Raw genomic sequence first — 11,432 nt, 5'->3', positions numbered from 1 at the left:
ACACCGCACGAGCCGACCGCACAGGAGAAGCAGCATGTCTGCCGAGAAGATCACCGCCGAGTCCCGCACCGAGTTCGGCAAGGGCGCCGCCCGCCGGATCCGCCGCGAGGACAAGGTCCCCGCCGTCGTCTACGGCCACGGCATGGACCCCCAGCACATCACGCTGCCGGGCCACGAGACCATGATGGCGCTCAAGCACGGCGGCGCCAACGCGCTGCTCGAGCTCTCGATCGACGGCAAGACCCAGCTCGCGCTGACCCGCGAGGTGCAGATCGACCCGATCAAGCGCCACCTCGAGCACATCGACTTCGTCGCCGTCACCAAGGGCGAGAAGGTCACCGTGCAGGTGCCCGTCACCATCGTCGGCGAGGCCGGCCCCGACACCCTGGTCGTCACCGACACCACCGAGATCGAGCTCGAGGCCGAGGCCACCGACATCCCCGAGACCATCGAGGTCTCCGTGGAGGGCCTGCCCGCCGGCACCCAGATCCTCGCCTCCGAGCTCACCCTCCCCTCGGGCTCGACCCTGCTCCTCGACGGCGAGACGCTGGTCGTCAACGTCACCGAGCAGATCAGCGCCGAGGCCCTCGAGGCCGAGCTGGAGGAGGCCGAGGCCGAGGCCGGCATCGAGCGCGAGGAGTCCGACGAGGAGCAGGCCGAGGCCGAGGCCGCCGAGGGCGACTCCGCCGAGGGCTCCGAGGACTCCTCCTCCGAGGAGTGAGCGAGACCTCCGAGGTCTGGCTGGTCGTCGGGCTGGGCAACCCCGGCCCGACGTACGCCGGTCACCGCCACAACATCGGCTACCTCGTCAACGACGAGCTGGCCCGTCGCATGGGTGCGCCCTTCCGCGCGCACAAGACCGGGCGCGCCGACGTCGTCGAGGGACGACTCGGTGCGCCCGGCACCCCGGCGCCGCGCGTCGTGCTCGCCCGGCCGCGCTCCTACATGAACGAGGTGGGCGGCCCGGTCAAGGCGCTCGCGTCGTTCTACAAGGTCGCTCCGGCGCGCATCGTGGCGATCCACGACGAGCTCGACCTCGCCTTCGACACGATGCGGGTCAAGCTGGGCGGTGGCGACAACGGCCACAACGGCCTGAAGTCGATGCGCTCCTCGCTGGGCACCGGCGACTTCCACCGCGTGCGGGTCGGGATCGGCCGGCCCCCGGGTCGCCAGGACGTCGCCGACTTCGTGCTGTCGAACTACTCGACCGCGGAGCGCAAGGTCCTGCCCTTCGGCGTCGACCTGGCCGCCGACGCGGTCGAGAGCCTGGTCACCGAGGGCCTCGAGCGCACCCAGCAGCGGTTCAACTCCTGAGGCGGGCCCCGGTAGGGTCACGGCCGTGACCTTCGACCCCGGTACCCCGCCCGCCGCCTCCGCCACCGACGACCACGTGCTCGCCACCTGGCTGGCCGAGGTGGCGGGACGCCGCCTCCTCCAGGTCCGCCAGGAGGGCCTCGGGGGTCGCGAGCTCAAGGACGCCGGGGACCGGGCGGCCCACGAGCTGCTGATGGGCCTGCTCGCCGAGCTGCGCCCCGGCGACGCCGTGCTCTCCGAGGAGGGCAAGGACGACAAGGCCCGCCTCGAGGCCGACCGGGTGTGGATCGTCGACCCGCTCGACGGCACCCGCGAGTTCTCCGAGCCCCCGCGCGACGACTGGGCCGTGCACGTGGCCCTGTGGGAGCGCTCCGCCGACGGCGGCGACCTGACCGCCGGCGCGGTCGCCCAGCCGGTGCTGGGGGAGACCTTCACCACCGGCGAGGCCCCCGCCGTGCCCGCCTCGAGCTCCGAGCGGCCCCGGATCGCGGTCTCGCGCAGCCGCCCGCCGGCCTTCGTGCAGGCCCTGGCCGAGGAGATCGGCGCCGAGCTCGTGCCGATGGGCTCGGCCGGGGTGAAGATGATGTCGGTCGTGCGCGACGTGGCCGACGCCTACGTCCACGCCGGCGGACAGTACGAGTGGGACTCCGCCGCCCCGGTCGCCGTGGCACGGGCCGCGGGGCTGTTCACCTCCCGCGTCGACGGCAGCCCGCTGGTCTACAACCAGGACGACGTCTACCTGCCCGACGTCGTCGTGTGCCGCCCCGAGCTGTCCGAGCGGATCCTGGCCTTCATCGCCGCCCACGGCACCGAGTGAGCCCGCGGCACGTCCTGTGGGACGCCGACGGCGTCCTCCAGTCGCTGCCCGGCGGCTGGGAGCGCGCCGCCGCGCCCTGGCTGGGTGAGCGTGACGAGGCCTCCGAGGCCCTGCTGCGCGAGGCCGTGGCGGTGGAGCGCGAGGCGCTGGTCGGGCGCAGCGACTTCCTCGCCGACCTCGCCGGCGTCCTGGAGCGCCACGGCGTCGACGTGCCCGCCCGTGACCTCCACGCCGCCATCTGGCTGGCCACCGAGCCCGACGCCGCCTCGTGGGCCGTGGTGGAGCGGGTCCGCGCCGCGGGCCACGGCGTCCACCTGGGCACCAACCAGGAGGCCCACCGTGCCGCCCACATGCGCACGGTGCTGGGCTACGACGAGCGCTTCGACGTCAGCGTCTACTCCTGCGACCTCGGCGTGGCCAAGCCCGACCCGGCCTACTTCGAGCGGGCGGTCGCGATGATCGGTGCCGACCCCGACGACGTGGTCTTCGTCGACGACCGCGCCGACAACGTCGCGTCCGCGTGCGAGGTCGGCCTGCGCGGGGTGCACTGGACCATCGCCGAGGGCCACGAGCGACTCGTCTCGCTGCTGCACGGCGCCGGCATCTCGCTCGCCGACTGAGACGGCGGCTGCCATCCTGGGCGGGTGACCGCCTTCGTCTCCCACACCAGCGTCGACTGCGCCGACGCGTACGCCCTCTCCGAGTGGTGGAAGCCCGTGCTGGGCTACGTCGACCTCGAGGGCGACCCCAACCTGCCCGGCCACGAGGAGTGCATGATCCGCGACCCCGGCAGCGGGCACCGGCTGCTCTTCATCGAGGTGCCCGACGTCCGCCGGGTCAAGAACCGGTTGCACCTCGACCTGCGCCCCCGCTCGGCCACCCGCGAGGCGGAGCTGGGGACGCTGCTCGCCCACGGCGCCACGGTCGTCGCCGACCGTCGGGGCATCCACGGCCCGGGCAGCGGGTGGGTCGTGCTGGCCGATCCCGAGGGCAACGAGTTCTGCCTCCTGCGCAGCCTCGCCGAGCTCGACGACGAGGCGGGCCCGGCCTGACCGGTCGGCGGCGTCCCGGCGGGTGCTGAGCGCCGTCGGGGCCGAGTCGGTCCATGATGGTCCCGTGAACCTCCCCGTGCCCGGCTGCGCCCTCGCGCGCCGCCGTCGCGGGTGAGCCGCCCGCCCCGGGCGGTGGTGCGACTGGCGGGACTGCTCGCCGTCGTGTGCCTGCTCGCCCTCGCCGCCTCGCGCCTCTACGCCCCCGAGCGGGTGCTCGACCTGACGCCGGGTGCCGACTACGTCGCCGCGCCCACCCCGCCGGAGCGTGCCCGCTCGGCCGGGCAGCTCGTCGAGCAGCGCTGGCTGACCCGCACGGCGCGGGCCACCGGCATCCCGGTGCCCGCGCTGCGCGCCTACGCCGACGCCCAGCTCGCCGACCCCGGCTGCCGGGTCGGGTGGACCACCCTGGCCGGCATCGGCTGGGTGGAGTCGCAGCACGGCACGCTCGGCGGTCGCACGCTCGGCGCCGACGGGCGCTCCTCGAGCACGATCCTCGGCCCGGCGCTCGACGGGTCGGGCGGGTTCGCGGCCATCCGCGCCACCGGCGGGTCGGCGCGCTGGCACGGCGACACCGTGTGGGAGCACGCCGTGGGGCCGATGCAGTTCCTGCCGACCACCTGGGAGCCGTGGGGGGCCGACGGCGACGGCGACGGCGCGGCCGACCCCCGCGACCTCGACGACGCCGCGCTCGGGGCGGCGCGCTACCTGTGCGCGGCGGGCGAGGACCTCACCGGCCTGGAGACCTGGGAGGCGGCGGTGCTGACCTACAACCCCTCGCGCGAGTACGTCGACGCCGTGCACGCCGCCGCGTCGGCGTACGCCCGGGACGCCGGGGCCTGAGCCCGGGCCGGAGCCTGAGAGCCGTCACAGGCGGGCGCCCTAGAGTGACCGCCATGGTCGCGGAGTCGTGGGAGGAGCTGCTGGGCGAGCCCGGTCAGGACTTCCGCCGGTTCATGCTGGAGTACAAGTTCGGCATGGAGGAGATCGTCACCAAGCTCGAGATCCTGCGCGACGAGTTCGCCCACCTGCACGACTACAACCCCATCGAGAACGTCTCCTCCCGGCTCAAGTCGCCGGCCAGCCTGGCCGAGAAGATGCGCCGCAAGGGGTGCGACGACGGGTCCCTGGACTCGATCCGGCGCACGGTCACCGACGTCGCCGGCGTCCGCGTGACCTGCAGCTTCCTCTCCGACGTGCGCCGGGTCTCCGACCTGCTGGCCGAGCACCGCGACCTGACCGTGCTGGAGGTGCGCGACTAGATCACCACGCCCAAGGCCAACGGCTACCGCTCGCTGCACGCGCTGCTCGAGGTGCCGGTGTTCCTCTCCGGGGGCCCGGTGCCGGTGGTCGTCGAGGTGCAGTTCCGCACCATCGCGATGGACTTCTGGGCCAGCCTGGAGCACAAGATCTTCTACAAGTACCGCCAGGACGTGCCGCGGGAGCTCCTGGACGGGCTCGCCGAGGCCGCCGAGACCTCCTACGCCCTCGACGCGACGATGGAGCGGCTCCACCACGAGGTCAGGGGGCACGAGGCCGGGGGGCACGAGGCCGGGCGCTAAAGAAGGTGCCCCGCGGCCGCGCGTGCCGGACAATGGCTCGTCGTGGGTCACGTGGATGTCGCCGGGGTGCGCTACGAGCTGCCGGACGGGCGGGTGCTGCTCGACGACGTGTCGTTCCGGGTGGGCGAGGGGGCCAAGGTCGCGCTCGTCGGTGCCAACGGCGCGGGCAAGACGACGCTGCTGCGCCTCATCACCGGCGACCTGGTGCCCCACGGCGGGGTCGTGACCCGCTCCGGCGGTCTCGGCGTGATGCGGCAGATGGTCGGCAAGGACCTCGGCGAGGCCCCCACGGTGGCCGACCTGCTGCTCAGCGTGTCGAGCCCCCGCGTGCGCGCGGCGGCCGCCGAGGTCGACCGCCTCGAGCTGGCGCTGATGGAGAGCGACGACGAGGCCACGCAGATGGCCTACGCCACGGCGCTGGGGGAGTACGCCGACGCCGGGGGCTACGACGCCGAGGTCACCTGGGACGTCTGCACCACCGCGGCGCTGGCCGTGCCCTTCGACCGCGCGAAGTACCGCGAGCTGGCGACCCTCTCCGGCGGGGAGCAGAAGCGCCTCGTGCTCGAGCTGCTGCTGCGCGGGCCCGACCAGGTGCTGCTGCTCGACGAGCCCGACAACTACCTCGACGTGCCGGGCAAGATCTGGCTGGAGCAGCGCATCCGCGAGTCCGACAAGACGATCCTCATGATCAGCCACGACCGCGAGCTGCTCGACAACACCGCCACCCGCGTCGTGACCGTCGAGCTCGGCGCCGCCGGCAACACGGTGTGGACCCACCCGGGCGGCTTCTCCTCCTACCACCAGGCGCGCAAGGACCGGTTCCTGCGCTTCGAGGAGCTGCGCCGCCGGTGGGACGAGGAGCACGCCAAGCTCAAGGCGCTCGTGCTGCGCTACAAGATCAAGGCGGAGTACAACGACGGCCTGGCCTCGCAGTACCGCGCGGCGCAGACCCGGCTGCGCAAGTTCGAGGAGGCCGGACCGCCGGCCGACCAGCCCCGCGAGCAGCAGGTCACGATGCGGCTCAAGGGCGGGCGCACCGGCAAGCGCGCCGTCGTCTGCGAGGGCCTGGAGCTCTCCGGTCTGATGCACCCCTTCGACCTCGAGGTCTGGTACGGCGAGCGCGTGGCCGTGCTCGGCTCCAACGGCTCGGGCAAGTCGCACTTCCTGCGCCTGCTCGCCGCGGGCGGCACCGACCCCGACGTCGAGCACCGCCCGGTGGGCGACGTGGTCATCGAGCCCGTGCGCCACCGCGGGCTGGCCCGCCTGGGGGCGCGCGTGCGGCCGGGCTGGTTCGTGCAGACCCACGACCACCCCGAGCTGGTCGGGCGCACGCTCGTGGAGGTGCTGCACCGCGGCGACGAGCGCCGCGCCGGCATGGGGCGCGAGCAGGCCGCCCGGGTGCTCGACCGCTACGAGCTGGCCCACGCCGCGGAGCAGCGCTTCGAGTCGCTCTCCGGCGGGCAGCAGGCCCGCTTCCAGATCCTGCTCCTCGAGCTCTCCGGCGCCACGCTGCTGCTGCTCGACGAGCCCACCGACAACCTCGACGTGCAGTCGGCCGAGGCGCTGGAGGAGGGGCTGGAGGCCTTCGAGGGCACGGTGCTGGCCGTCACCCACGACCGCTGGTTCGCGCGCGGCTTCGACCGGTTCCTGGTCTACGGCGCCGACGGCGACGTCTACGAGTCCGACGGGCCGGTGTGGGACGAGGGACGCGTGGAGCGCGCCCGGTGAGCGAGGCCGCGGCGTCGGGCGCGCTGACGGTGGTGGAGGTCGACCCCTTCGACCCGGGGTCCTTCGACCCGTGGCACGCGACCTACGAGGCCGCCCAGCGCCACGGGCACGAGGAGCTCGCGACGCCGTGGCGGCGCGAGGAGCTGCGCCTGCAGCTGCAGGGTCAGGTGGCGGGCGCGAGCCGGACCCGGCGGGCGAGCGCCTTCGCCGGGCTGGTGGGCGGGGAGGTGGTGGCCACGGGGTGGATCGGCGCGAGCCTGCGCGACAACCTCGACACCGCCGAGGTCGAGGTGGGCACGGCCCCGGCGCACCGGCGCCGCGGCCACGGCTCCGCCGTGCTCGAGCACCTGCTCGGGGTCGCGCGCGAGCGCGGGCGCAGCGTCGTGCAGGCCCGGACCTGGTGGCCCGCGGGGGCCGCGGACGACGGGGCCACGGAGGCGGGACCGGCGTTCCTGCGCCGCCACCGCTTCGAGCTCGGGCTGGTCGAGGTGCTGCGCACGCTCGAGCTGCCCGTCGACCCCGACCGCCTGGCGGTCCTCGGCGAGCAGGCGGCCACGCACCACCCGGACCACACGCTGCGCTCCTTCGTGGGGCCGGTGCCCGAGGAGCTGCTGCGGGGGTGGGCCGAGGCGAGCGCCCGGGTGGAGTCCGACGCCCCGACCGGCGACCTCGACCGCGAGCCCGGGACCGCCGACCCCGCCGGGGTGCGCGAGGCCGAGGAGGTGCAGCGCCGTCAGGGCCGCACGAGGATCGGCACCGTCGCGCTCGACGCCGACGGCGACGTGGTCGCCTACACCGACCTGGTCACCGGCCGCCACGAGCCGGGCCGGGCCTTCCAGTGGGGCACCCTGGTGCGCCGGGAGCACCGCGGCCACCGGCTCGGGCTGGCGGTCAAGACGGCCAACCTGCGGCTGCTGCAGGCCACCGACCCCTCCGTGCGCCGCGTGCTGACCTGGAACGCCGACGCCAACGCGCCGATGGTGGCGGTCAACGACGCCCTCGGCTTCCGCGCGGCCGAGGGAGCCGGCGCCTTCCAGCGCCGACTCCCTCGTGGTGACCGACCTCCCGGTGACTGACCTCCCGGTGACTGACCTCCGGTCGCGACGGGGTCAGGAGGTGGTGGCGTCGGAGTCGAGCTCGAGGTCGGTGGTCTGCTCCTCGCCGTCGCGCACGTAGGTCACGGTGACGGTGTCGCCGGGGCGGTAGGAGCGGATGGTGGCGATGAGCGAGTCGGAGCCCGAGATGGCGGTGTCGTCGATGCGGGTGATCACGTCGCCGGCCTGCAGGCCCGCGTCGCCGGCCGTCGAGCCGTCGCCGATCTCCTGCACCTGGGCGCCGTCGACGACGGCCGCGGTCGAGCCGCCCTCGGCGCGCACGTCGCTCACGGTGATGCCGAGCCGGGCGTGGGTGGGCGTCTCGCCGTCGACCATCTGCTCCACGATCGGCATGACCTCGTCGATCGGGATCGCGAACCCGAGGCCGATCGAGCCGCCCTCGGCGGTCTCGCCGAAGGGCGAGCTCGAGCCGCTGCCGGCGGTGCGGATGGAGGAGTTGATGCCGACGACGTGGCCGTACATGTCGACCAGCGGGCCGCCGCTGTTGCCGGGGTTGATCGCCGCGTCGGTCTGCACGGCGGGGTAGGCGGTGGTGTTGCCCTCGCTGTCGGAGCCGACGTCGACCGGGCGGTCGAGTGCGCTCACGATGCCGCTGGTGACGGTGGCGTCGAGGCCGTAGGGCGAGCCGATGGCCACGACGCCCTGCCCGACCTGGAGGTCGTCGGAGGAGCCGATGGTGGCGGGGGTCAGGCCGCTGACGTCCTGGGCCTGGATCACGGCGGTGTCGGTGAGCGGGTCGGTGCCGACGATCTCGGCCAGCGCCGTCGAACCGTCGTTGAAGTCGACCTGGATGGTGCCCGAGTCGCCGGCCACCTCGACCACGTGGTTGTTGGTGAGGATCTGGCCGTCGGAGCTGAGCACGATGCCCGAGCCGGAGCCGGACTCCTGGGCGCCCTGCACCTCGATCTTGACCACCGAGGGCAGCACCTCCTGGGCCACCTGCTGCACCGTGCCTTGCTCGCCGGGGTCCTCGGGGGTGTCGACCACCTGCGAGGTGGTGCTCGCCGTCGAGGCCCCGGACGCCGACCCGCCCGTGGCGTCGTCGCTGAGCGAGGACCAGACCGCCGCACCGCCGAGACCGGCGCCGCCGCCCACGACGAGCGCGGCGGTGAGCAGGCCGGCCGCGAACACGGTGCGCCCGCGCCGCGGCCGCTCGGCCACGGCCGTCGACCCGGCGTACGGCGGGGGCGGCGGCGGGCCGGCCGGGGCGGACCAGGCCGGCTGGTCGGGGCGGGTGGGGCCGGCGGGCTGCTCGTCGCGAGGGAAGTCGTTCATGGTGACGACTGTGCTCAGCCACCCTGTGACCAGGCTGAGACGGCCCTGTTGGCGGGGGAAGAAGCCGGCACGCGACGGACCCTTGTGACTGACTGTGCTCTCGGTCACAATCTGGGCCATGAGTGCCACGGCGACGCCCGAGACCACGTCCTCCCGCCCCGCCCCCACGGCCGTCTTCGTCGACGACCGGCTGGCCCACTGGGCGTCGGTGGACCCCGACGGCGAGTGCATGACCTACCTCGGCCGCACCTGGACGTGGTCGCAGTGGCACGACCGGGTGCGCCGCGCCGCGGGGGCGCTGCGCGACCTCGGCGTCGGTCGCGGCGACGTCGTGGCCTTCCTCGACAAGAACCACCCGGCCTGCGTCGAGGTCTCCCTCGCCGCCGCGATGCTGGGCGCGGCCAACGCCGTCGTCAACTGGCGCCTGGCGCCCGACGAGGTCGACTACGCCGTCAACGACTCGGGGGCCACGGTCGTCGTGGTGGGCTCCGAGCTGGTGCCGCTGCTCGAGCGGGTCCGCGAGCGGCTGAGCGGCGTGGAGCACGTCGTCGAGGTGACCACCGACGGGGCCGAGGGCGACGCCTACGAGGCCATGCTGGCCGCCGCCACCCCGGTCGACCGCGACCCGGCCGTCACGCCCGACGACACCTGCCTGGTGCTCTACTCCTCCGGCACGACCGGGCGCCCCAAGGGAGTCATGCTGACCCACGCCAACATGGTCGCCCACACCGTCAACGCCCACGACGGCTGGGAGTTCGAGCCCGGTGACAAGTCCATGGTGGCCATGCCGCTCTTCCACGTCGGCGGCTCGTCCTACGTGCTCTTCGGCATCCACGACGGCATCCCCAGCGTGATGACCCGCGAGCCCGACGGCGCCTCCCTGGCCGGAGCGATCATGGCCGGCGCCAACCGCACCTTCCTCGTGCCCGCCGTGCTGGCCCAGGTCCTGCAGGCGGGCCCCGACGCGGTCAAGCTCTTCGGCGCGCTGCGCACCTACACCTACGGCGCGGCGCCGATGCCGCCCCCGCTGCTGCGCGCGGCGATGCAGGCCTGGCCCGACACCGACTTCATCCAGGTCTACGGCCTCACCGAGGTCGCGGGCGTCGCCACCCACCTCATGCCCGAGGACCACCGCGACCCCGAGCACCCGGAGCGGCTGGTCTCGGCGGGGCGCCCGGTGCCCGGCGTCGAGGTGCGCATCGTCGACCCGGCCACGCTGGAGGACCTCCCGGTGGGCGAGCACGGCGAGATCTGGCTGCGCACGCCGCAGCTGATGAAGGGTTTCCTGAACAAGCCCGAGGCCACCGCCGAGGTCGTCACGGCCGACGGCTGGTTCCGCACCGGCGACATGGGCCGGGTCGACGACGGTGGCTACGTCTTCGTCGAGGACCGGCTCAAGGACATGATCATCTCGGGCGGGGAGAACATCTACAGCCCTGAGATCGAGCGCGTGCTGGCCGAGCACCCCGCGGTGATGGAGGTCGCCATCATCGGGGTGCCCGACGACACCTGGGGCGAGGCGGTCAAGGCCGTGGTGTCGCTCAGGGAGGGCGCCTCGGCGACGCCGGAGGAGCTCATCGCCCACTGCCGCGAGCACCTCGCGCACTTCAAGTGCCCCAAGTCCGTGGACATCCTCGACCTGCTCCCGCGCAACCCCACGGGCAAGATCCTCAAGCGCTCGCTGCGCGCTCCCTACTGGGAGGGTCGCGACCGGGCGGTCAACTGACCGCCCGGCCGGTCGCGCTCAGGGGTTGTCGTCGTCGAGCTGGGAGAGCTGGGTGGCGCCGTTGAGGGCGATGTCCGGCGTCTTGAGCGTGGCGCTGCTCCAGGCGTCCTCGAACTTCACCAGGTTCTGCCCGGTGGTGCGGGCCATGTCGAGGAGGTCGTCGAGCAGGTCCCCGAAGCGCCCCATCGACACGATGAGGTCGTCGACGAACTTCCCGATCGTGGCGGCGAGGCTGGCGACCTTGGTCGTCAGGGACCGGATCGCGTCGGGGGCGAAGACCACGGAGAGGAACTTCACCACCAAGGAGCCGATGGCGCCCACGATGTCGGCGATCGTGTCGCGGACCGTCGACCGCACGCCCCCGACCACTCCTCCGGCGGCCTCCACACCGCCGGCCAGCCCGGTGACCATCACGGCCATCGCGTCGAGGGTGAGCGCGAGCCCGTCGGCGGTGGTGCCGTAGGCCGTGCCCGCGAGGCCCCCAGGAAACGCGGCCGACGTCGTGGACCGTGTCCGCGTGGTCCCTCACGAGGTCCGCACAGTGCCCGCAGCCGCCTGGGCTGACCGGAGGAGACCGTCGTGGAGAACCGCACCATCCGCTCGACGCCGCGGTGGCGCCTGATCGTCCTGGTGCTGACGGTGGCGGCGCTCGCGGCGACCGTGGTCAACGTCGCCCGATCCTGGGCGACGCCCCCGAGCTGGCCCGCCAGCTGCGCGGGGCCATGGCGCGCAACCCCGACCTCCCGGCCGACGACTTCACCCGCGACAAGCTGATCACCGACGGGGCGATCCGCCGCGGTCTGTGACGGTCCGCGGGGCGCCCAGCCCTCGGACCCGACACCGGCC

Annotated in this window: 12 protein-coding genes and 1 pseudogene; 11 read left to right on the top strand and 2 right to left on the bottom strand. The window is 73.9% G+C overall.

All coding sequences use genetic code 11. The features are described 5' to 3' along the window. Positions 1 to 34: 34 nt before the first annotated feature. From M3673_RS12225 to M3673_RS12185, 9 genes and pseudogenes are all read left to right on the top strand, one after another. On the top strand, positions 35 to 721 hold the full coding sequence (locus M3673_RS12225; RefSeq protein WP_251533973.1) for a 50S ribosomal protein L25/general stress protein Ctc: 687 nt from the start codon (positions 35 to 37) through the stop codon (positions 719 to 721). Then, positions 718 to 1,314 carry an aminoacyl-tRNA hydrolase gene (pth, locus tag M3673_RS12220; RefSeq protein WP_251533972.1) on the top strand — a complete coding sequence of 199 codons (597 nt, stop codon included), beginning with the start codon at positions 718 to 720 and terminating at the stop codon, positions 1,312 to 1,314. Before M3673_RS12225 ends, pth begins: the two co-directional genes overlap by 4 nt. Before the next feature lie 25 nt (positions 1,315 to 1,339). Beyond that, positions 1,340 to 2,131: a 3'(2'),5'-bisphosphate nucleotidase CysQ gene (locus M3673_RS12215; RefSeq protein WP_251533968.1), complete on the top strand. Its 792-nt coding sequence runs from the start codon at positions 1,340 to 1,342 to the stop codon at positions 2,129 to 2,131. Then, positions 2,128 to 2,751, top strand: coding sequence for an HAD-IA family hydrolase (locus tag M3673_RS12210; protein WP_251533967.1), 624 nt, complete (start codon positions 2,128 to 2,130; stop codon positions 2,749 to 2,751). The genes M3673_RS12215 and M3673_RS12210 overlap by 4 nt, the downstream gene beginning before the upstream one ends. 24 nt (positions 2,752 to 2,775) lie before the next feature. Then, a complete protein-coding gene (locus tag M3673_RS12205) occupies positions 2,776 to 3,183 on the top strand; it encodes a VOC family protein (protein ID WP_056863794.1) in 408 nt (135 codons plus the stop codon). Between the two features lie 111 nt (positions 3,184 to 3,294). Continuing rightward, positions 3,295 to 4,023: a lytic murein transglycosylase gene (locus M3673_RS12200; protein ID WP_251533965.1), complete on the top strand. Its 729-nt coding sequence runs from the start codon at positions 3,295 to 3,297 to the stop codon at positions 4,021 to 4,023. 53 nt (positions 4,024 to 4,076) lie between these two features. Then, positions 4,077 to 4,742 (top strand): annotated as a pseudogene (locus M3673_RS12195) (GTP pyrophosphokinase family protein). Between the two features lie 42 nt (positions 4,743 to 4,784). Further along, the gene (locus M3673_RS12190; protein WP_251533963.1) at positions 4,785 to 6,470 is read left to right on the top strand and encodes an ABC-F family ATP-binding cassette domain-containing protein; all 1,686 of its coding nucleotides are present in this window, start codon (positions 4,785 to 4,787) and stop codon (positions 6,468 to 6,470) included. Next, entirely contained in the window at positions 6,467 to 7,546 is a 1,080-nt protein-coding gene (locus tag M3673_RS12185; RefSeq protein WP_251533958.1) for a GNAT family N-acetyltransferase, read from the top strand. The genes M3673_RS12190 and M3673_RS12185 overlap by 4 nt, the downstream gene beginning before the upstream one ends. Positions 7,547 to 7,579: 33 nt before the next feature. Here the strand turns inward: M3673_RS12185 and M3673_RS12180 are convergent, their stop codons facing one another. Further along, on the bottom strand, positions 7,580 to 8,860 hold the full coding sequence (locus M3673_RS12180; RefSeq protein ID WP_193661326.1) for a S1C family serine protease: 1,281 nt from the start codon (positions 8,858 to 8,860) through the stop codon (positions 7,580 to 7,582). A gap of 118 nt (positions 8,861 to 8,978) precedes the next feature. On the opposite strand from M3673_RS12180, the gene M3673_RS12175 reads away from it, so the two are divergent. Beyond that, a complete protein-coding gene (locus M3673_RS12175; protein ID WP_251533957.1) occupies positions 8,979 to 10,586 on the top strand; it encodes a long-chain-fatty-acid--CoA ligase in 1,608 nt (535 codons plus the stop codon). An 18-nt stretch (positions 10,587 to 10,604) separates the two neighbouring features. Here M3673_RS12175 and M3673_RS12170 read toward each other — a convergent pair whose 3' ends face one another. Beyond that, entirely contained in the window at positions 10,605 to 11,006 is a 402-nt protein-coding gene (locus M3673_RS12170) for a hypothetical protein (RefSeq protein WP_251533956.1), read from the bottom strand. Positions 11,007 to 11,197: 191 nt separating this feature from the next. Between M3673_RS12170 and M3673_RS12165 the strand changes: the two genes are divergently transcribed. After that, complete coding sequence (locus M3673_RS12165) at positions 11,198 to 11,392, top strand: hypothetical protein (RefSeq protein WP_251533955.1); 195 nt, start codon at positions 11,198 to 11,200, stop codon at positions 11,390 to 11,392. The last annotated feature ends 40 nt before the right edge of the window (positions 11,393 to 11,432 follow it).

It is taken from the genome of Nocardioides sp. P86, from assembly GCF_023712465.1.
GTDB classification, from domain to species: Bacteria; Actinomycetota; Actinomycetes; order Propionibacteriales; family Nocardioidaceae; genus Nocardioides; species Nocardioides kribbensis.
The sequence above is the reverse complement of the archived record's forward strand: the minus strand, read 5'-3'. Positions and strand labels throughout refer to the sequence as shown.

Bases quoted from the DNA above. Each gene is read 5' to 3' on its own strand.
- M3673_RS12225 (WP_251533973.1), top strand. From the start codon at position 35: ATGTCTGCCGAGAAGATCACCGCCGAGTCCCGCACCGAGTTCGGCAAG.
- M3673_RS12180 (WP_193661326.1), bottom strand. From the start codon at position 8,860: ATGAACGACTTCCCTCGCGACGAGCAGCCCGCCGGCCCCACCCGCCCC.
- M3673_RS12175 (WP_251533957.1), top strand. From the start codon at position 8,979: ATGAGTGCCACGGCGACGCCCGAGACCACGTCCTCCCGCCCCGCCCCC.
- M3673_RS12170 (WP_251533956.1), bottom strand. From the start codon at position 11,006: ATGGCCGTGATGGTCACCGGGCTGGCCGGCGGTGTGGAGGCCGCCGGA.